This is a genomic window from Tistrella bauzanensis (genome assembly GCF_014636235.1).
Lineage (GTDB): Bacteria > Pseudomonadota > Alphaproteobacteria > Tistrellales > Tistrellaceae > Tistrella > Tistrella bauzanensis.
The window spans coordinates 45775-66606 of sequence record NZ_BMDZ01000003.1 but is presented as its reverse complement, the minus strand read 5'-3'; the positions used below and the strand labels follow the sequence as shown (position 1 = coordinate 66606).

Here is a 20832-nt window from a genome sequence, read left to right as displayed (position 1 = left end):
AGACTGGTCCTTGATGAGCTGTCTGATAAGACTGGCGAACCTCAGTCCTTCCACAGATTGTTGGCGGCATATTTCAACACGACATCGGCAGAATAGGCGTTGTAGCCATTGCCGAGCAGGTTCTTGACCAGCTGGTCGTATTTCTCGCGCTGGTCTTCATCGCGCGTCCGGGCCTTGGTGATGATCCGACTGATATCGCGCACCGAACTGGTCAGCTTGCGCTCGATGGCGTCCTTCAGCGGCTCATAGGACGAGTAATGCACCTTCTCGCCGCGCCGGGTCGCCGCCCACAGATAAGCAATCACCTCCTGACGGAAGCCTTCGGCGGCGGTGCCGATGATCGCGATCTGCTCTTCGATCGATTTCAGGAAGGCTTCGTCGGGCTGCAACTCCTCGCGGGTGTTCCGGTCTTTGACCTTGGTCCGGTTGATATAGGCCTCGGCATGGTCCAGATAGTTCTGGAACAAGGTTTCGGCCTGTTCTTCATACGCGTATACAAAGGCGCGGGTGATTTCCTTTTCCAGAATGTCGAGATAGGCCTTGTGGATCGTGTCCTGCAGCAGTTCCATATAGTGCTTGCGGCGGTCGTCGGGCATCTCGCTGCCCTTGACCATGGCGATCAGCGCCTCGCGGATGTGGATCGGCGTGATCCCCTCAGGGCTGTCGGCCAGCGCGTTGTCCAGCGCCTTGACGATGAACCGGGTCGAGATCCCGCTCATGCCTTCCGACATCGACTCGTCGCGCAACTCGTCGACATCCATCTTCTTGGCGCGGCCCTTCTCGACCACCTCCTCGCCATTATAGAGCCGGAGCTTGGTCATCAGGTCGCATTTGGGCGTCGGCGCCAGACGCGACAGAATGGCGAACATGGCTGCCACATCAAGCGTATGCGGCGCTATGTGATGACGATATCCCGACTTGCCGAGGATCTTCGAATAGATCTTCACCTCTTCCGACAAGCGCAAATTGTATGGCACCCGGATCATCACGATGCGGTCGAGGATTGCTTCGTTGGTGTGATCGGACTTGAACTTCTGCCATTCGGCCTCATTCGAATGGGCGACGATGCACTCATCGACATAAACCGTGCCATGGCGGCCGGGGGCGGGCACGAACTTCTCCTGGGTTGCAGTCAGGATGGCGTGCAGGTATTCAGTCTCGTTCTTGAAGACCTCGATGAACTCGACAATGCCGCGATTGCCGGCATTGAAGGCGCCATTCAGGTCCAGAACCCGCGGATCGCCTTCCGAGAAGCGGTCGAGCTTGGAGATATCCTCGGATCCGATCAGCACCGAGGTGTCCTGGTTGTTGGGATCGACCGGCGGCACGACAGCAATGCCGCGCCGGGCCCGTTTCGAGATTGAAACGGTGTGCACCGGCATTTCCTCGTAGCGACCGCCGAATTCCTCCTTCAACCGCCAGCGACACACCGGGCAGAGATCGCCGTCGATGCGCACGTTCAGCATCTTTTCGAATTCCCGGCGCAGATGACGCGGGATCAGATGCAGGGGCTCCTCGCGGATCGGGCAGCCATCAATGGCGAAAATCGGCGGCGCTTCCTCAAGCCCGCGCTCCAGCCGCTCGACCAGTGAACTCTTGCCTGATCCCACCGGCCCCATCAGGTACAGCACCTGACGGCTTTCCTCGCCCTGAAGGGCCGCGGAATGAAAATAACGCACGAACTGCTGGATCGTGCGTTCCATGCCAAAGAACTCGTCCGAGAAAAACCGGTAGGTCTTGACCGGCTCATCGCCGAACAGGCGCTGCAGGCGCGGATCATCGGCACCACCGATCAGATCCACACCTTTTTTCATGATCATGTCGTAGATACGGGCATGCGACAGTGTCGTGATCTCAGGCGTGTCCCGCACTTTTTCCAGATAATCGAGGAATGTGCCGGACCAGTCGTGAGAGGTCCGTTCCTCACGATCCTTTTCGATCAGACTGGCGAAAGAGGTTTTGGGCTGCTCCATGATCGCCCTTCCCGTCCGTTGAAGCGATTGTCGCGGGGGTCAGCCAGATCCCTGCCGCCGGGTCGCGTTCGTCATGCGCGGGACCGAGCAATCGCTCTCATCACGGGCACGGCTCGGTCGAACGCCGGCAGACGCAGAGGTCGATGGCGATCGTCGCGGTTGCCCCGCGATCTCGTGCACCCGGAGACTTGCCGAACGCCCCCGGCCGAAGCGACGGCGCATCACGCCCGGCTCCGATATAAATCACTTGTTGCCCAGACATCCTCGCTTCAAGGAAAAACTGGTTCGGTGCGCCGTGATGGACGAGAAGATGAGGCTGAGGAACCGCAGCCGCCCACGGCCCTGCGGCAAATCGCCGCGGCTGGTTCTCCCGACATCGTGCACCCGGAGCGCGGCCTCACGGCATGAATGGAGACGGCGCGTCGTCGTGGTCATCATCACCGTGGCCGCCGCCATCATGACCGCCGCCGCCCTCGGCCATGCTCCGTTCAAGCCGCCGCAACCGCAGGCTGAGCGCGCCCACCAGCCGGTCCTGCCGGATGATTTCGGCCGAGGCATCGTCGAGCGCCCGCTCCAGATGAGCAAGGCGTTCCTCAAGAGCCATCAGCCGTTCGGCCGCATCATCGCCACTCATGGGCACGCCCTCCATCCAGCACCGTTACCGGACGGCCGGCGCATTGACCGGACAGGTCATGTACACCGCATCGGCATCATAGCTTGCGAGCTTGGCCGCCAGTGCCGAGGCCGGCTCGACCGGCACCTCGTGAAATCCCATCGCGCGCCAGCCGGGCGCCGATCCGCCGACCGCGATCAGGCTGAGCCGCGGCAGCCCCTGGGCCGCCGCCAGTTCCTTCAGCCGACCGACAAGGGCGCGGCCAAGCCCGCGGCCACGCGTGGCCGCGCTGAGTGCCACATCATGGACATACAGGCAGTCGGGCGCGGCAGGCAATCCTCCGAGCAGGCTGTCGAGCGCCGGCGGCGCGCCGTCGATCCATGGATGGGTCAGGCCATAGCCGCAGAAGGCGCTATCGACCTCAGCCACAAAACAGCCGGCCGGGAACAGGCGCAGACGTTCGGCCGCCACCTCAGGCCGTTCAGGATAGGCCTGATGCACCGTATTGGCCAGGGCCCCCACCTGCGGCAGATCATTCAGGGTCAATGCCCGCCAGCCTGTCCGCATCATCGCCCCGCCCTGTCCGTTATGAAAGCCGCCCGCCATCCGGCCCCCTGCGGGTAGCATGGGCGGATGGATCACGTCCAGCGGGCAAAAAAATGCCCCGGGGGCGAGCCCGGGGCAAAGGTCGGCCTTTCCGTGAATGCAATCGCCGCTTCCGCGATGGCCCCGCCCCCGTTAAGGCGACGAGGCCGCTCGTGGAAGCCGGCATCACCATGCCGCGGCCCGATGTCAGACGGATGACCCCGTCATGATGGTTCCATGACGCGGGATCATAGACCCGCACGGTTCCTCGCGGCCCGGTGGCGTTACGGGTCCGGGTCGTTACGGGCCCGATATCGTTATGGGTAGGCGCAGACGTCGGACGACACTTCCACGAAGCTGCGATTGCTGGCCCTGACCGCGAAGCGGTATTCGCGGTCGCCGATGACCATGGTGTGCTGAAGCGGCAATGTGCCGACGGCTTCCGTGGCCCGGCCGCCGATCTCTATGAACCGCATCGTCACTGGCTTCGCGGGGTCGAACCACGCCTCACGGTCGCCCTTGTCGTTGACCGAGGTCTCGCCCCGGCCAGTGACGGTGATCAGCCCATCGGCAAAGGTCACCGCATCATTGCTGCCGGTCGACAGCGACGTCGGCAGGATGAAGCGCTTCGAAACCGGGCTGCCCTCGCAATCGCGCTCATTGCTGACCGCGCCGATCACGAAATTCAGCCGCTCGGGCTTCACGCCATCGGCCATACGGCTCTGCACACGACCGAAGATCTCGGCAAGCTGGCCTGTGGGGACGTCCTTTTCATAGCGCTGGCGCCACTGTTCAACCTCGATCAGCGCGCTTTCCCGCGCCTCGCGCAGCCGGGCGTTTTCGGCGCCCAGCGTCGACAGCCGGCCATTCAGATCGGCCAGCGACTGTTCCAGCCGCCGGACCTCGCCTTCCGCCAGCATCGCGCCGGTGCGATAGGCATAGGCGCCGGCGCCGGCAATGATCGCCAGCGCCGCCAGCCATTTCAGCATCATCAGCCGCCGCCGCCGCTTCTCGCGACGGCGCCCGGCATTCAGGCCCAGAGACATGCCGTGTTCGTTCCTCGTCAGCGTCCGCTATGGGTGTTCAGCGGGCAGCGCCTGTGGCGGAGCCACGAACTGCCGCCGATCTGTACCGACCGCGACGCCGGGCACGGCGTCTTCCGGCCGCGCTCCCGCGCTCGGCCCTACTCAAACCGCTTCGCAGGCGACAGGTCAAGTGGCGAGGTCGGGTCAAGGCGCTCGATGTGGCCGCAATGCGGCCGCACCGCCATTGGATACAGAGCAGGGATGCCTGCCTACCCTGGTCCTGCAAACCGGTCCGGCACCACCTGCCGGCGCCCGTTATGAGGGAACCAGATCCATGGCAATCCACGACATCGATGAACTGGCCATCGTCGACACCATCGCCGACCTGCGCGGCCTGCCCACCACCGGCCCCTGGACCATGGCCCGGGTGCTTGGCTATCACACAGCCGGCGACGGCGCCGGCGGCCTGTTCCAGTGGGACGCATCGGCCTGGAAATCCACCGAGATCATCGCCGGCCACACCACACCGGATGACGGCGGCACCCGCATCGTGCCCACCGGCCAGACCAGCGGCCCAGGTCTCTGGCGCCGGGTCGCGGCGGCGAAGGAACGGCTGAACGTCCGCTGTTTCGGCGCCAGGGGCGACAGCACCACCGATGACAGCGATGCTTTCGAGGCGGCCTGCTTCTATGGCCCGGTCCATGTCAGCGACGGCACCTACAAGCTGACCCGGCGCATCACCATGTACGGCCGCACCAATCTGATCGGCACAGGCCCAGGCAGCGCGCTTCAGGCCGACATTCCCGAAGATTACATCCTCTATGCCGAAAGCGGACATTCGGGATTGATCGAGAATGTCGGTTTCAAGAACTGCGTCACCAGGGGCGCGATCTGCCTGACCTATCCGGTCGGCGAGATCCAGAACGGCGCGCATCTCTGGATGCTGCGCAAGCTTCGCTTCTGGTCGCAGAAGGGCCCCGCCATCGTGGTCGATGGCGTCTACGACATGAACTGGGCCGATATCGACATCTATTGGCCGGAGGCACGCCCTGCTGTCACGCCCACACCGCAGACCGATGCCGCCGTCATCTTTCTGAATGGCACCAACAACCTCAATATCGACGGCCTGCATCTGGAACAGCCACGATATTGTGGCGTCTATGTGGCGGGCGGCGCCGAGATCTCCATCCAGGAAGGCAAGATCGACTGCTTCGGCGACGCGTCACGCTCTCCCACGGAAGGCGGCTTCCATATCGACGGCGGCTCGGTCAAGCTGTCGAACTTCCTGTTGGCGGGCATTGCCAGCCCGCGCATCATCATGAAGGGCACAGCATCGCTGACCGGTGACAGCACGTGCCATATGGGTGGCGCCGGCAATGCCCCGCAGATCGTGCTGGAGGGCAGCTATGGCACCACCGGCGCCACCTATGCCTCGCTGCGGCCGACCTGGCCGAAGATCGCCTGGATGGGCGGCATCGGCTATCTGGGCGGCAACACCGACCAGTTCGCCACCTGTTTCATCGACGCCCGGATGCCGAACCTGCTCAAGCGCAAGGGCACCGTCACTGTTGCCTCGGCCGGGAACATCCATGTCGGCACCCTCAGCGACATCAATGCCGGTGCCAACTATGACAATCGCTGCACGGTCGCGTCGGCGACCAACGGTCACACGGGGCGTGCCCTCATCTGGACCGACTACACCACCACGACCGAGCACTGGTACACGCTTCCAGGTGTCACTGCCTCGGCCTTGGGTATGGGTGTGAACGATGACGTCTTCGTCGAACATGCGCCCCATCACGGGCTGGACGTGCGGCTCGATCCTCGGCAGTTCGAATTTGGCCTGCCGATCTTCGCCACCCTGCTGACCGCCACCGTCTCGTCGGCAAGCTATGACGCCACCACCGGCTACACCACAGTGACGGTGGCGGCAACCTTCCCCAAGACGGACTATCAGGGCCGGTGGCTCTATACCGCCGCCGGGCGCTGGCACAAGATCCTGGAGCCGGCGGATACCACCGCCACCGACATCTCGACCTTCCGGCTGCCCTATGACGTGACCGCCGAATTTCCCGCGGCCACAACCGTGACGGTGCGCACCGGCGCCATGGTCAATGCCTCGATTGCCGGTGACCGCGTGGTCTGGGGGCGGGATGACATGCTGGTGTCTGCGTCTCTGGAAACCCTGCGGACCAGGGGGCGCGGGCCGAACGAGGTCTATCCCCTCGCCGACGGCGCCTGATCGCCTGCTGTCACGCCGGCCGTTTCCAGACACGAGAGCTTCCAGGCAGGAAAGTTTCCAGGCATGAAAAAAGCCGGCCCGAACCCGGACCGGCCTGCGGAAGCGCCTGTGTGCCAGCGCCTGGAAATGGTACCCCCAACGGGAATTGAACCCGTGTCTCCGCCTTGAAAGAGCGGTGTCCTAACCTCTAGACGATAGGGGCATAGCTGGAAAACCGTATGTCCTCGTGGCCGGTGGCGTTGCGCCGTCTGGCGTTGCTGCCGTCCACGGGGCGTACTCATATTCGCGGCCGGGCCGCTCGTCAAGCAGTTTACGCATCTGTCCGCACGCTTGCGCTGATCGGGGGCTTGCGTCACCATCGGCGCCTTCCGCCCCGGCGCAGTTTCAGGGCGGCATGGATGACTCGTGCCCGAAGGATGCCAGACAACCCGTGTTCCGGCCCAGCCCATCGCCCTTCAGCCGTGCCGTCGTGATCATGGCGGGGCTGTTCATGGCCACCCCGGTCATGGCTGCGCGCGCAGACCCGGCCGCGCCGGCGCCCGTCCGGCCCGGGCGTGTCGTCTCGATCAACCTGTGCACCGACCAGTTGTTGCTGCGTTTGGCCGATCCCGGTCAGGTGGCCGGCATCGGGCCCCTGGCCCGTGATCCGAAGCTGTCGGTGGAATCCGCAAACGCCGCCCTGGTGCCGCAGGTCAGCGCCAGCGCCGAAACCGTCCACGCACTCAAGCCCGATCTGGTTCTGGCCGGCCGGTTCGGCGCCACAGCGGCGGCGGCGGCGCTGGAACGGCTGGGCGTGCGGGTCGAACGCTTCCGCCCGGCCGACAGCGTTGCCACGATCCGCGCCGGCCTGATCCGCGCCGGGCAGTTGCTGGGGCCACAGGCCGAACGGCGCGCCGCCGACGAAATCGCCCGGCTCGATGCCCATGCCGCACGGCTGGAAGCCTTGGCCGCCGCCCTGCCCCACCGGCTGCGGGCCTTGATGCTACGCGCCGATGGCAGCATGGTCGGCCCCGGCGGCCTTGCCCATGCCATGCTCACCCTGGGCGGCTTCAGCAATATCATGGCCGAGCGCTTCAATCCCGACGGCCGCGCACGCCGGGGCGGCGACTGGCGGGTGGAGCTGGAAGCAGCGATCCGTGCCGCCCCTGATGTGATTCTGGTCGAAACCATGCCCGGCGCCGCACCGGCGCTGGTCCATCGCCTGCCCCGCCATCCGGCTCTGGCCCGGCTGACGGCCTTGGGCGGCACGGCGCCCGACATCATCGAGGTGCCGGGCAATCTGCTGGTCTGCGGCCTGCCCGACGCGCTGGACATCGCCGAACGCCTGCTGCCGGTGGCCGCACGGCTGGCCGCACCGCCGCCGGCCGCCGCGACGCGTGAGGAGGCCAAGTCGTGAGCGGCCGGACGCGTTGGGGTGCGCGCGCAAGCTGGGCCATGCTGATCCTGCTGCCGCTGTTGGTCGGCTGGCTGTCGCTGGGCTATGGCCCAAGCGGCTGGATCATGCCCGATGCCAGCGTGCTGCTGGGCTTGCGCGCGCCCGACACCGCATCGGGCATCGTGATGCTGGAACTGCGCCTGCCACGCACCCTGATCGCGATGATGATCGGCGCGGTGCTAGGGGCCTGCGGCGCCGCCCTGCAAGGTCTGACCCGCAATCCGCTGGCGGAACCCGGCACGCTTGGTGCCTCGTCGACCGCCGCCCTGGGGGCTGTGGCCGCGATCTATTTCGGCCATGCCGGCAGTGCCGGGGCAGGCCCTGCCCCGGCTGCCGCCGGCCTGCTGGGCGCCGGCCTGGGCCTTGGCCTGGTGCTGGCGCTGGGCCGGGGCGGCGGGCTGTCGCTGATTCTGGCCGGGGTGGGTGTCGGCGCACTTGCCACCGCCTTCATCTCGCTGGCCCTGACCTTCGCACCCAGCCCCTATGCGACGCTGGAGATGATCGACTGGCTGATCGGGTCGGTCGCCGATCGCACCCTTGCCGATGCCGCCCTGCTCGGCCCCTTCGCGGCGCTGTCGCTGGTGCTGCTGATCGGCTGCGGCACCGGGCTCGACGCCCTGGGCCTGGGTGAACGCACCGCCCGGTCGATGGGTGTGAAGCTGGGCCGGCTGCGGCTGCAGGTGGTGGCGGCGACCGCCATCGGCGTCGGTGCCGCCACGGCGATCGCCGGCGGCATCGGCTTCGTGGGCCTGATCGTGCCCCATGCGCTCAGGCCGTTCGTGGGCCATCGCCCCGGCCGTCTGGTCCCGGCCAGCATGCTTGGCGGCGCCACATTGCTGCCGCTGGCCGATCTGGCCGGGCGGCTGATCGGCGACGGCACCGAGATCCGGGTGGGCGTCGCCACCGCGCTGATCGGCGCGCCGGTGTTCCTGCACATTCTGCTGACCCGGGCACGGGCGGAGCGTGGCACATGGTGAGCCCCGACCGGGCGCCACAGATGATGGCCAGCGGCATCGCCGCCGATCTGGGGGGACGGCGGGTGCTCGACGGCATCGACCTCGCCCTGGAGGCCGGCGGACTGACCGCGCTGGTCGGGCCGAACGGGGCCGGAAAGTCCACCCTGCTCGCCATTCTGGCCGGGCTTCTGGCGCCCACGGCCGGCCGGATCCTGATCGACGGTCAGAGCTTTCAGGCCCTGGGCGACCGGGCGCGGGCACGGCGGATCGGCTATCTGGAACAGCAGCCGGCCTGTCATTGGCCGTTGAGCGTCGTGGCGCTGGCGCGGCTGGGCCGCCTGCCCCATCGCGGCCGATTCGGCAGCACCGACCCTGCGGCAGACGAGGCGGCAGTGACGGCGGCGCTGGCCAGCACCGCCTTGACCGGCTTCCGCGACCGCCGGGTCGATCATCTGTCGGGCGGCGAGCGGATGCGGGCGCATCTGGCCCGCGTGCTGGCCGGCGCACCACAGGTGGTACTGGCCGACGAACCCTTGGCCGGTCTCGACCCGGCCCATCAGCTGGACGTGCTGGGCCTGCTGCGGGATCTGGCGGCCGCCGGCCGGATCGTGGTGGTGGTGATGCATGATCTGGCGCTGGCCGCGCGGTTCGCCGACCGGGTGGTGCTGCTGGCCGAAGGCCGGGTTCTGACCGACGGTGCGCCGGCGCAGGCGCTGGACGATGCAGCGATCGGCCGCGCCTATGGCGTCGACGTCCGCCGGGTCGTCATCGACGGCTGCAATGTGCCGCTGCCCTGGACGCGACGCCCCGGCTGAGGCGGCGGATCAGTGCCCGGCCGCGAATCAGTGACCGGCCGCCGCCGAGGCCACGTCGTCGATGAACATCTGGACGTCATCGCGCCCCTGCCAGCGGTCGCGGCGCAAGCCGCCCGCCACATGCAGCGGCAGACCCCGGGCCTGAAGCAGCGTCGCGCCCACCGGCCCGTCTGCCGCGCGGAAGGCGATGCCCTTCAGCCGCGATCCATCATCGGCGCCCATGATCACCCGGATATGGCCCTGGCCGACCACGTCGGCCTTCAGGATCCGCACCGCCGACAGCGCGAAACGCGGCTGGGCATTGCCGGTGCCGAAGGGGCCGATGCGTTCCAGCACATCGACCAGCGCCGATGTGGCACCCCCCACCGCCAGCACGCCATCCAGCCCCAGCCTTGGCGCCGGCGGCTCGCCACCCGTCTGGGCAACGATCCGTTCAGCCAGAAAGCCATGCAGCTCCACCAGCCGGTCGAGCGGCACGGTCAGCCCCGCCGCCATCGCATGGCCGCCGCCATTGACCAGCAGGCCCGCCTGACGCGCGGCGGTGACCGCCGAGCCCAGATCGACCCCCGGCACCGACCGCCCCGATCCCTTGCCGACGGCGCCATCGGCCGCGACCACGAAGACCGGCCGGTGAAAGCGTTCCTTCAGCCGCCCAGCCACGATGCCGATCACGCCGGGATGCCAGCCCTGATGAGCGACCAGGATGAAGGGGGCATCGGCCTGGCGTTCCGCCAGTTCCAGTGCCTCGGCCTCCACCGCCGCCTCGATCTCGCGCCGCTCGGTGTTCAGCCGGTCGAGTTCCATGGCCATGCCGGTCGACTCGTCGGCATCATCGCTGCCCAGAAGTCGTGCGCCAAGGTCGGCACGCCCGACCCGGCCGCCGGCATTGATCCGTGGCCCCAGCACATAGCCCAGATGATAGGCTTCCGGTGTCTCGTCGAGCTTGGCCACGTCGGCCAGACGGGCAAGCCCGACATTACGACGGCGGCCCAGGACCTTGATGCCCTGCGAGACGAAGGCGCGGTTCACCCCCGTCAGCGGCACCACATCGCACACCGTGCCCAGGGCGACCAGATCGAGCAGGCCCATCAGATCGGGCGGGGCCACGCCCAACCGGTCATAGACGCCACCATCACGCAGCGCGCGGTTCAACCCCACCAGCAACAGGAACGCCACCCCCACCGCCGCCATCTGGCCATGGGTGCTGGTCTCGTCGAAGCGGTTGGGGTTGACCACGGCATGAGCCGCCGGCAGTTCCGGCTCGCCGATATGATGGTCGACCACCACCACATCCAGATTCAGCCGCCGGGCGGCGTCGAGTGCCGCAAAGGCGGTGGTGCCACAATCGACCGTGATCACCACCCGGATGCCGCGCCCGGCCAGCATCGCCATGGCGGCTTCGTTCGGGCCATAGCCCTCGGTCATCCGGTCTGGAACGTAAACCACCACCGGCACACCCAGCGCGCGCAAAAAGCGGCTGACCAGCGCGGTCGAGGTGGCACCGTCGACATCGTAATCGCCGAACACGGCAATCGGCTCGCGCGCCGCGATCGCGGCGGCCAGGCGGTCGACGGCCCGGTCCATGTCGCGCAGATGCGACGGATCGGGCAAGGCGGTACGCAGGCTTGGGGTCAGGAAATCGTCGGCCGTGTCCAGCCCGACGCCGCGCCCCGCCAGAACCCGCCCGACGATTTCGGGCAGGTCCAGACGCTGGGCAAGCGCCAGTCCCAGACGCTGATCGGCGAGCCGCGCTTCCCAGCGCCGCCCGCCCATCGACCGCTCGACGCCCAGAACCGCGGCGTCACGGGACATGAGGTCTTGACCCTCCGATCAATCGAAGGCCGATTTACGACCGAAATTATGCTCGGCCGTAATCACCCGGACGGTGCCGGTCTTCGACCGCATGATCAGGCTCTGAGTCGACCAGTGGGTATGGCTGATGCGATGCACACCGCGCAGCATCGAGCCATCGGTAACGCCGGTCGCCGAGAAGATGACATTGCCCGAGGCCAGATCCATCAGGTTGTAGATCCGGCCGAAATCGGTGATGCCGAGCCGATGGGCGCGGCCCCGCTCGTCTTCGTTGCGGAACAGCAGGCGGCCCTGCATCTGACCGCCGATGGCACGCAGCGCCGCCGCCGCCAGCACGCCTTCCGGTGCGCCGCCCGAGCCGATATAGAGATCAATGCCGGTATCGGGGCGCGCGGTCGCGATCACTCCGGCAACGTCACCGTCGCCGATCAACTGGATGCGCGCGCCGGCCTCACGGGTCTTGGCGATCAGTTCGGCATGACGCGGGCGGTTGAGGATGCAGACGGTGAGATCGGAAATCTCGACATCCTTGGCCTTGGCCAGACTGGCCAGATTGGCCTGGACCGAGTTTTCCAGCAGCACCACGCCTTCCGGAAGCCCGCCACCGACCGCGATCTTGTCCATATAGACGTCGGGGGCGTTGAGGAACCGGCCCTCCTCGGCCATCGCCAGCACGGCCAGCGCATTGGGGCCGCCGGTGGCGCAGATGGTGGTGCCTTCCAGCGGGTCGAGTGCGATATCGACCTTCGGGCCGCGACCAGAGCCGACCTTTTCGCCGATATACAGCATCGGCGCCTCGTCGCGCTCGCCCTCGCCGATGACCACCGTGCCATCGATGTCGAGACCGTTCAGCGCCCGGCGCATCGCGTCGACGGCGGCCTGATCTGCGGCCTTCTCGTCGCCCTTGCCGATCATTCGTGAGCAGGCCAGGGCTGCGAATTCAGTGACGCGCACGGCCTCGAGGGCCAGATTGCGATCCATCAGGGTGTAGTCGATCATCGCTCTCGTCTTATTGCCGGTCAGCGTCGGATGAATGCCGATACGCCGCCGCCGACCCGTCAGGAGGCCCGACCGCAAAATCAGGGTCAGGCCGCCAAAAGGGTCGGGTAGCGACGCCACGGCCGGGGTGCGTCCGACGACGGATGTTCATCCCACTCTGGCGATACCCTAAGCCCGATATGCGCCCGGCGCCAGAGCGCTGTATCAGGTGTGGGACGATGTCCCGTCGTCTGGCGGGTGCGACGGCATATGGCCGCACCCTCCCGGCATCATGGACGCTGTCAGAGGCTGCGTTCGATCCGGATCATCCGGGGTGGTTCGATCACCGCCGGCAGCGCCGCGATCACGTCGAGCGCGCGCCGGAGCGCCGCTTCCGCGGTGGCATGCGTGGTCAGCACCACGGGCACCGCCTCGACCGCGCTGCGGCCACGCTGGATCAGGCTTTCCAGCGACACATGCTCGACCGCGAAGGCACGGGCGACATCGGCCAGAACACCGGGCTGATCCAGCACCATCAGCCGGATGTAGAACGCCCCCTGATGCGCCTCGATCGGTGCCGAGGGGTGCTGGCCGAGGGCCGCGGCCGGCACCGAGAAGCCGGGGGTGACACAGCCGCGGGCAATGTCGACCAGATCGGCCACCACCGCCGAGGCCGTGGGCCCGCGCCCGGCCCCGCGCCCCTGCGACATGGTGGTGCCCACGGCATCGCCTTCGGCCACCACGGCGTTGAACACGTCCTCCACATGGGCGACCGGCGCCGACAGCGGCACCATGCTGGGATGCACCCGCTGTTCCAGGCCATGATCGGTCATCCGCGCCACGCCCAGCAGCTTGATGCGGAAGCCCAGTTCCTCGGCGAAGCGGATGTCGTCGATGGTGACGTGACGGATGCCCTCGACATGGATCGCGCCGATATCGGGGCGGCCACCGAAGGCCAGCGCCGCCAGGATCGACAGCTTATGGGCCGTGTCGATCCCGTCGACGTCGAAGGTCGGGTCGGCTTCGGCATAGCCCAGCGCCTGGGCCTGGGTCAGAACATCGGCGAAGTCGCGGCCCGTGGTCCGCATCTCGGTCAGGATATAATTGCAGGTGCCGTTCAGGATGCCATAGACGCGGGTAATCGCATTCGCGGCCAGGCCCTCGCGCAGGGTCTTCAGGATAGGGATGCCGCCGGCAACCGCCGCCTCGAAGGCCAGCGCCACGCCGGCGTCCTCGGCGGCCGCGGCGAGTTCGGGTCCGTGAGTGGCGATCATCGCCTTGTTGGCGGTGACGAAGGCCTTCCCGCGCCCGAGCGTGGCCCGCGCCAGATGAAGCGCCGGCCCCTCGGACCCGCCGATCAACTCCACAACCACGTCGACGTCATCGCGCGCCGCCAGCGCCGCGGCATCGTCTTCCCAGCCGAGCCCGGCCAGGCTGATACCGCGATCACGGCCTTGATCACGCGCCGACACTGCCGTCACCACCACCGGTCGCCCGGCCCTGGCCGCGATCATCGCCGCGTGATCGCGCAGGATCTCGACCACCCCCACACCAACGGTTCCGAGGCCGGCCACACCAACACGCAACGGCGTGGTCGAGACGCGGCGATCGGCGGCGGGTTTGTGGCTGCTGTTCATCGGATGGCATCCTCAACTGACTGGGCCTGGGTTGACGAGGCCTGGGCCGCGCCAGCCCGGGTCTCGTCGCGGTACTCCTTGAAGAACCGCTTGATGTTGCGCACCGCCTGACGGATGCGGTGCTTGTTCTCGACCAGGGCGATCCGGACATAGCCGTCGCCATATTCCCCGAAACCGATGCCCGGCGACACCGCGACATCGGCGCGCGCCAGCAGCAGCTTCGAGAATTCCAGCGACCCCAGATGCTTGAACGCATCGGGAATCGGTGCCCAGCAGAACATCGAGGCCGATGGCGACGGCACCGGCCAACCGATGCCGTGCAGGCCTTCGACCAGAACGTCACGGCGCTCGCGATACAGCGTGCGCATCTGTTCGACACAGTCCTGCGGCCCGTTCAGCGCCGCGGCACCCGCTACTTGCACCGGCGTGAACTGGCCATAGTCCAGATAGGACTTGATCTTGGCCAGGGCCTGGATCAGCCGCCGGTTGCCGGCGGCGAAGCCGACCCGCCAGCCGGCCATGTTATAGGTCTTGCTGAGGCTGGTGAATTCCACCGCCAGATCGCGCGCCCCCGGCACCGCCAGAATCGAAGGTGGCGGCACCCCATCGAAATAGACCTCGGAATAGGCAAGATCCGACAGGATGTACATCTCGTGGCGCCGCGCGAAGGCCACCAGCTTTTCATACTGGGCGAGGTCGACCACCTCGGCCGTCGGGTTGCCCGGATAGTTCAGCACCATGGCGACCGGCTTGGGCGAGGTGTGGCGCACCGCATATTCAAGCTCGTCGAGGAAGTTATAGCCCGGCCCATGGGGCACGTGGCGGATATTGGCACCCGCGATCACGAAACCGTAAGGGTGGATCGGATAGCTGGGATTGGGCACCAGGATCACATCGCCCGGCGTGGTGATCGCCGAGGCGAGATTGGCGAGGCCCTCCTTCGAGCCGATCGTGACCACGACCTCGGTCTCAGGGTCGATATCGACCGCGAAGCGCCGCTTGTAATAGGCCGATGCCGCGCGCCGCAGCCCCGGAATGCCGCGCGACTGCGAATAGCGGTGGGTCTTGGGGTCACGCACCGCCTCGACCAGCTTTTCGACGATATGGGCGGGGGTGGCGGTGTCGGGGTTGCCCATGCCGAGGTCGATGATGTCGCGGCCGGCTGCCCGCAGCTTGGCCTTCATCTGGTTGACTTCGGCGAAGACATAGGGTGGCAACCGCCGGATCCGCGCGAATTCATCTGCCATGGGATCACTTCCCGTCGATCGGCTCGCTTGAGGAGGCCAGTTAAGATATGCGGACGCGGCCGAACCCGCCGTCGACGGAGGACGTCCGCGCCGAATGGATCTAAGGGGGATGGTACCCGGTCGCCATGGGCGATGCCGGCGCCGGTTATCCGCTTCAGGGGAATTCCCGTCGCCGTCATGCGACGGCGAGGACTTTTAGCGGATGGTCCGGGCCGGTGCGATGAAAATCTCAAAAGCCGGGGCCATCGAGCCAGCCGGTGCCTGCACACCCCGGACCCGCGCCGTATCGGCACCGATCCCGGAAAGGGCACGGGTCGCGGCCGCCAGCCGCGCGGTGGCCAGCGCCTGGCCCTCATCGGCGCCGGCAACCATCACCAGCGTCTGATCGCGAGCGGCGGCGATCCGCCAGGCGGCGCGCAGTTCGGCCATACCGGCGTCGCCGATCATGCTGGCGCCGGGCGCAAAATCGATCCGGCCGACGGCAAGGCCGGGCTGCGGCGCCGAGGGGCGGGCTGCCGTGGCCGCAGCCGTCTCGCCCGCCTGCGCCATGGCCGATTGGGCCGCGACCTGATCGGCGCTCAACGCTGCGCGCAAACGAGCGCGTTCTTCAAGCGGCGTCACCGGCGGCGCCTGTCCGGGCACCGAGTTCAGCGTCGGAAACGGCTTGTCGGCAAATTCGGCCCGGGCCGCGCGTACCGACGGGTCGGTACCGGGTCCGGGGTCTTCGGCACAGGCACCAAGGCCCAGCATCAGGACGGCAGCGGTCATCCCGGCCCGCAAAGACGCGCGGCCCGCGTGATTCCGTCGCATCCCTGCCGAGGCAGCGTTGAGCCGCGTCGCCTGCACCCGTATCATAGAGTTCACCTCGACCTCGCAGAACCAACCGATCGCCGACTATGGCGGCGCAACTATAAGGGACGCAAGGATGGCCGAGCAAGGAGCCGACCGGGGAGGACACGCCGGCACGCGCGATGACGCCGACGCCTTCGCACGCAATATGCGCGAGGTTGCCGAGCGCAGCCAGCAGATCATGCGCGAATTTCTCTCGCGTCATGAAGGGCTCGACACCGCCGGACCGACAGACCCTCTCAACCTGACCACCGCCTTCACCCACCTGACCGAGCGCATGATGGAGAACCCGGCCAAGCTGGTCGAGGCCCAGGCGGCGCTGTGGCAGGACTATCTGACCCTGTGGCAGTCCACCGCCACCCGCATGGCCGGTGGCGATGCCAAGCCTGTCGCCACGCCCGACGCCGGCGACAAGCGGTTCAAGGACAAGGATTGGAGCGAGAACCAGCTTTTCGACTTCATCAAGCAGTCCTATCTGCTGACCGCGCGCTGGATGATGAGCATCATTCACAAGGTCGACGGCCTCGATCCCGATGAAGCCCGCAAGATCGATTTCTATACCAAGCAATATGTCGACGCGATGTCACCGTCGAATTTCGTCACCACCAACCCGGAAGTCCTGCGCGCGACCATCGAGAGCAAGGGCGAGAACCTGGTTCGCGGCCTGAACAACATGATCCGCGACATGGAGAAGGGCGGCGGCGAGCTGCGCATCTCCATGACCGACGAGACGGCCTTCGAGCTTGGCCGCAACGTTGCCACCACCCCCGGCAAGGTGGTGTTCCAGAACGGGCTGATGCAGATCCTGCAATACACGCCCACCACCGAGACCGTCCACAAGCGGCCGCTGCTGATCGTGCCGCCGTGGATCAACAAGTTCTACATTCTGGATCTGCAGCCGAAGAACTCGTTCATCCGCTTCGCGGTCGCCCAGGGCCACACCGTGTTCGTGGTGTCCTGGACCAATCCGGACGAGGAGATGGCGAAGAAGACCTTCGAAGACTACATGACCGAAGGCCTGATCACCGCGCTCGACAAGGTTACCGAGGAAGCCGGCGTCGACGAGGTCAACGTCATCGGCTATTGCATCGGCGGCACGTTGCTTGCCACCACCCTGTCCTATCTGAAGGCCCAGGGCGACAAGCGGGTCAAGAGCGCCACCTTCTTCACCACGCTCACCGATTTCCGCGATGCCGGCGACATCAAAGTCTTCGTCGATGATGCCCAGATCGGCAATATCGAGAAAATGATGTCGAAGAAGGGCTACCTTGAAGGCCGGAAGATGGCGACCGCGTTCAACATGCTCCGGTCCAACGATTTGATCTGGAGCTTCGTGGTCAACAACTACCTTCTAGGCAAAGATCCCTTCCCTTTCGATCTTCTGTACTGGAACAGCGACGCCACCCGACTTCCCGCCGCCATGCACAGTTTCTATCTGCGCCATATGTACCGCGAGAACAAGCTGGTGGAGCCGGGCGGCATCACTATGGGCGGCGTGCCGATCGATCTGCGCCAGATCGACCAGCCGGTCTACATCCTGTCCGCCCAGCAGGACCATATCGCCCCCTGGAAATCGACCTATCGGGCAACCCAGCTCTATCGCGGCAACACCCGCTTCGTGCTGGGGGCATCCGGCCACATCGCCGGTGTCATCAATCCGCCGGAATCCGGCAAGTACAACTACTGGACCAACAAGGATCTGCCGGACGATCCCGAAGCCTGGCTCGCCGGTGCCGAAAAGCATCCGGGCTCGTGGTGGGTCGACTGGGCGAAATGGGTCAAGCGTCTGGGCGGTGCCCAGGTGCCGGCCCGTGAACCGGGCACGGTGCTGGGTGTGATCGAGGATGCGCCCGGATCTTACGTGAAGATGCGCGACTGACCGCAGGCCACGTTGTCAGCCGAGGTCGCCGGCGGCTCCGCCGCCGGCGACCCGGTCGACAAAGGCGCGCGCCGCCCGGCCGAGATAGCGTTCCTTATGGATCAGCAGATGGAAGGCGCGGTGCGGCAGGTCGAGCACGGGGCTGCGCAGGCTGCCGAGTGCCAGCCCGCTCGCCACCACCAGCGCCGAGAGCGCCGTGGCACCGGCGCCAGCCTCCACAGCCGCGCGAACCGCCTCGTTCGATGGCAGATCCAGCACCACCGGCAGGCTGGCCGGATCGACACCCAGCCCCTGAAGCGCCGCTTCGAACTCGGCGCGGGTACCCGATCCACGTTCGCGCAACACCCAGGGCGAGCCCGCCAGATCGGCCGCCGCCACCCGCGGCAATGCCGCCCAGGGATGCGCCGCCCCCACCACCAGCATCAGCCGGTCCCCGGGCAGCAGCCGTTCGGCCAGCGCCGGATCGTCGACCGGGCCTTCCACGAAGCCCAGATCGGCGCTGCCGGCCCGCACCGCGGCGGCGACCTCGGCGGTGTTGCCAATGGCAAGTTCGGCACGCACGGCCGGATAGGCGGTCAGAAAATCGATCAGCCGCGCCGGCAGCCAGTAATTGGCCACGGTCTGGCTGGCATGGATGCGCAGCCGGCCACGCGGATCGCCCGCCAGATCGGCCAGGGCCTGCTCGGCGGCCGATGCCCTGGCCAGCACCGCGCGGGCCTCGTCCAGAAACACCCGTCCGGCCTCGGCCAGTTCAATGCCGCGACCGACCCGGTGAAACAGGGCCACGCCGTGGCGCGCCTCGATCGCCGCCACAGCCGCACTCACGGTCGACTGGGTCAGGTTGAGCGATCGCGCCGCACGGGTCACGTGGCTGTGTTCCGCCACCGCGACAAAAATCCTGAGTTGTTCCAATGTCATCGAGACTGATCTTCCCCTTCGGCATCAGGCGCCGACCGGGGAGATCCGTCTCACCCGTCAGGCCAGCAGGGTCACCACGGCCAGCGGCACCGCCGCCACCGTGATCGTCAGGCACAGGCCCAGCAGCACCGGCCGCACGCCGCGCGCCCGCACCCGCCCCAGATCCGTGCCGAAGCCGATCGCCGCCAGGGCGACCGTCAGCATGATCGGCGTCGCGACCGCACCGGCCGCGCGCACCGCATCCGGCACCACGCCCAGGCTGTTAAGCCCGGCCAGCGCCACGAACCCCACCGCGAACCACGGCACCGGCACCGAGGCCGCCGCATGTTCGGCATCGGCAAGCGTGGTGCGCCGTGCCGCGCGCGCGGCAATCCAGACCAGCAGCCCGACCACCGGCGCCAGCATGGCGACACGGGCCAGTTTGGCGATCACCGCGGTTTCGCCCGCCAGCGTGCCATGCTGGAAACCGGCTGCCACCACCTGCGCCACCTCGTGCACCGATGCGCCGATCCACAGGCCATAGGCGCGCGGATCCAGGCCCAGCGCCGTGCCCAGCAGCGGCCACAGCGCCATGGCCGCGGTACCGAACAGGGTCACCACACCCACGGCATAGGCAATCTCGTCGTCATGGGCGCGAACCGCCGAGCCCACGGCCGCCGCCGCCGAGGCGCCGCAGATCGCGGTGCCGCCACCGATGACCGTCGCCAGCCGCGGCTCCACACCCAGCAGCCGGCCCAGCGGCTGGGCCAGGGCCAGGGTTGCCGCCAAGGCCGCCAGCGCCGCCGCGATGCCATCCAGCCCCAGGCCCAGAATGTCGCCCGCCGTCACCTGCAGGCCCAACAGCGCCACGCCCAGCCGCATCAGGGGCTTGGACGCGACCGCCAGCCCCGGCACGGCCATGGCCGGCGCCCGGCCGATCATCGCCCGCAGCACCAGCCCCAGGCCGATCGCGACCAGCACCGGGCTGACCAGCCCGGCACCCGCCATCCGCGCCAGCAGGATAGCCGCGGCACCGATCGCCCCGGCCAGCGCCAGTCCCGGCAGCTTGCCAAGCAGGCGGCCGGCGCGGCTGCGGACCTGTGTGGAATGAACGGTGGTCATGGGCGGGGTGGTCCTTCGTGCATCGGTGTGACACACGCAGCATCGCCCGCCGCGACCATTCGCTCCAACGAATTATACAGCTTGTTCCGTTCGGAAAAAACGATTGATTGGCGCCGCGCTCAGCCGCCGGAGGCCCGGGGGGCCATCTCCTGACGCACGATACCCTGATGCACCGCGGCCAGATCGGCATAATGCCGGGCGGTCGCGGCCAGCATCGGCATGCCGTCGGTGCCGATATCGCGCAGCTTGCGGGCCGGTACACCGCCCCACAATTCGCCGGCCGCGACATGCTTCTCCTGCCCGACCAGCGCACCGGCACCGACGATCGCGCCGCCATCGACCACCGCGCCGTCGAGCACGGTGGCGCTCATGCCGACAAAGGCGCCGGCCTGAAGCGTGCAGGCATGGATGACCGCGCGATGGCCGATGGTGACATCATCGCCGATGAACGTGGCGAAGCTCGCCCGGTTGACATGCACGATCGTGCCGTCCTGAAGGTTGACGCCCCGACCGACCCGGATGCTGTTGACATCGCCGCGCAGCACGCAGCCATACCAGACACTGCTCTTGGCACCGATTTCGACATCCCCGATCACCACGGCACTAGGTGCGATGAAGCACGAGGCGTCGATCCGCGGAAACCGGTCGGCGAAAGGCAGAATGATCGCGCCGGGGAAGTGCCGCGCCACCGCATCGGCCGGGACGATATCGGTCGGCGCCTCAAGCTGGATGTCGGGTAAAGTCATGGCGTCATGGTCCTGAAAACA

At 67.2% G+C, this 20832-nt stretch carries 17 protein-coding genes and 1 tRNA gene; 5 read left to right on the top strand and 13 right to left on the bottom strand.

The window, feature by feature from the left end; genetic code table 11:
- Window positions 1-41 precede the first annotated feature (41 nt).
- From IEW15_RS02480 to IEW15_RS02465, 4 genes are all read right to left on the bottom strand, one after another.
- Entirely contained in the window at window positions 42-1973 is a 1932-nt protein-coding gene (locus IEW15_RS02480; protein ID WP_188574548.1) for a serine protein kinase, read from the bottom strand.
- Window positions 1974-2370: 397 nt separating this feature from the next.
- Window positions 2371-2607 carry a SlyX family protein gene (locus IEW15_RS02475; protein WP_229707759.1) on the bottom strand — a complete coding sequence of 79 codons (237 nt, stop codon included), beginning with the start codon at window positions 2605-2607 and terminating at the stop codon, window positions 2371-2373.
- Between the two features lie 24 nt (window positions 2608-2631).
- Window positions 2632-3156: a GNAT family N-acetyltransferase gene (locus IEW15_RS02470; RefSeq protein ID WP_188574546.1), complete on the bottom strand. Its 525-nt coding sequence runs from the start codon at window positions 3154-3156 to the stop codon at window positions 2632-2634.
- Window positions 3157-3488: 332 nt separating this feature from the next.
- Window positions 3489-4217 carry a hypothetical protein gene (locus IEW15_RS02465; RefSeq protein ID WP_188574544.1) on the bottom strand — a complete coding sequence of 243 codons (729 nt, stop codon included), beginning with the start codon at window positions 4215-4217 and terminating at the stop codon, window positions 3489-3491.
- Between the two features lie 313 nt (window positions 4218-4530).
- On the opposite strand from IEW15_RS02465, the gene IEW15_RS02460 reads away from it, so the two are divergent.
- Complete coding sequence (locus tag IEW15_RS02460) at window positions 4531-6438, top strand: glycosyl hydrolase family 28-related protein (RefSeq protein WP_188574542.1); 1908 nt, start codon at window positions 4531-4533, stop codon at window positions 6436-6438.
- Window positions 6439-6565: 127 nt separating this feature from the next.
- Here IEW15_RS02460 and IEW15_RS02455 read toward each other — a convergent pair.
- Window positions 6566-6640: transfer RNA gene (locus IEW15_RS02455), tRNA-Glu, on the bottom strand.
- A gap of 228 nt (window positions 6641-6868) precedes the next feature.
- Here IEW15_RS02455 and IEW15_RS02450 point away from each other — a divergent pair.
- The 3 genes from IEW15_RS02450 to IEW15_RS02440 are packed head-to-tail and all read left to right on the top strand — an operon-like array spanning window position 6869 to window position 9644.
- Window positions 6869-7834, top strand: a complete 966-nt coding sequence (locus IEW15_RS02450) for an ABC transporter substrate-binding protein (protein ID WP_188574540.1) — start codon at window positions 6869-6871, stop codon at window positions 7832-7834.
- A 38-nt stretch (window positions 7835-7872) separates the two neighbouring features.
- Window positions 7873-8850 (top strand): FecCD family ABC transporter permease, encoded by a 978-nt coding sequence (locus IEW15_RS02445; protein WP_188574696.1) that lies wholly within the window; start codon window positions 7873-7875, stop codon window positions 8848-8850.
- Window positions 8844-9644 carry an ABC transporter ATP-binding protein gene (locus IEW15_RS02440; protein ID WP_188574539.1) on the top strand — a complete coding sequence of 267 codons (801 nt, stop codon included), beginning with the start codon at window positions 8844-8846 and terminating at the stop codon, window positions 9642-9644. The genes IEW15_RS02445 and IEW15_RS02440 overlap by 7 nt, the downstream gene beginning before the upstream one ends.
- A gap of 27 nt (window positions 9645-9671) precedes the next feature.
- Here IEW15_RS02440 and recJ read toward each other — a convergent pair whose 3' ends face one another.
- The 5 genes from recJ to IEW15_RS02415 all read right to left on the bottom strand — a co-directional run bounded on the left by recJ (window position 9672) and on the right by IEW15_RS02415 (window position 16086).
- Entirely contained in the window at window positions 9672-11456 is a 1785-nt protein-coding gene (gene recJ, locus IEW15_RS02435; protein WP_188574537.1) for a single-stranded-DNA-specific exonuclease RecJ, read from the bottom strand.
- Between the two features lie 18 nt (window positions 11457-11474).
- Entirely contained in the window at window positions 11475-12455 is a 981-nt protein-coding gene (gene glpX, locus IEW15_RS02430) for a class II fructose-bisphosphatase (RefSeq protein ID WP_229707757.1), read from the bottom strand.
- Between the two features lie 281 nt (window positions 12456-12736).
- Window positions 12737-14071 carry a homoserine dehydrogenase gene (locus tag IEW15_RS02425; protein WP_188574535.1) on the bottom strand — a complete coding sequence of 445 codons (1335 nt, stop codon included), beginning with the start codon at window positions 14069-14071 and terminating at the stop codon, window positions 12737-12739.
- The gene (locus IEW15_RS02420; RefSeq protein ID WP_188574532.1) at window positions 14068-15318 is read right to left on the bottom strand and encodes an LL-diaminopimelate aminotransferase; all 1251 of its coding nucleotides are present in this window, start codon (window positions 15316-15318) and stop codon (window positions 14068-14070) included. The genes IEW15_RS02425 and IEW15_RS02420 overlap by 4 nt, the downstream gene beginning before the upstream one ends.
- 195 nt (window positions 15319-15513) lie before the next feature.
- Entirely contained in the window at window positions 15514-16086 is a 573-nt protein-coding gene (locus IEW15_RS02415; RefSeq protein ID WP_188574531.1) for a hypothetical protein, read from the bottom strand.
- 157 nt (window positions 16087-16243) lie between these two features.
- Between IEW15_RS02415 and IEW15_RS02410 the strand changes: the two genes are divergently transcribed.
- Complete coding sequence (locus IEW15_RS02410) at window positions 16244-18046, top strand: PHA/PHB synthase family protein (RefSeq protein WP_229707756.1); 1803 nt, start codon at window positions 16244-16246, stop codon at window positions 18044-18046.
- A gap of 15 nt (window positions 18047-18061) precedes the next feature.
- Here IEW15_RS02410 and IEW15_RS02405 read toward each other — a convergent pair whose 3' ends face one another.
- From IEW15_RS02405 to IEW15_RS02395, 3 genes are all read right to left on the bottom strand, one after another.
- Window positions 18062-18964 carry a LysR family transcriptional regulator gene (locus IEW15_RS02405; protein ID WP_188574529.1) on the bottom strand — a complete coding sequence of 301 codons (903 nt, stop codon included), beginning with the start codon at window positions 18962-18964 and terminating at the stop codon, window positions 18062-18064.
- A gap of 57 nt (window positions 18965-19021) precedes the next feature.
- Window positions 19022-20065, bottom strand: a complete 1044-nt coding sequence (locus IEW15_RS02400) for a YeiH family protein (protein ID WP_188574528.1) — start codon at window positions 20063-20065, stop codon at window positions 19022-19024.
- Between the two features lie 119 nt (window positions 20066-20184).
- Window positions 20185-20811: a gamma carbonic anhydrase family protein gene (locus IEW15_RS02395; protein ID WP_188574526.1), complete on the bottom strand. Its 627-nt coding sequence runs from the start codon at window positions 20809-20811 to the stop codon at window positions 20185-20187.
- Between the last annotated feature and the right edge of the window lie 21 nt (window positions 20812-20832).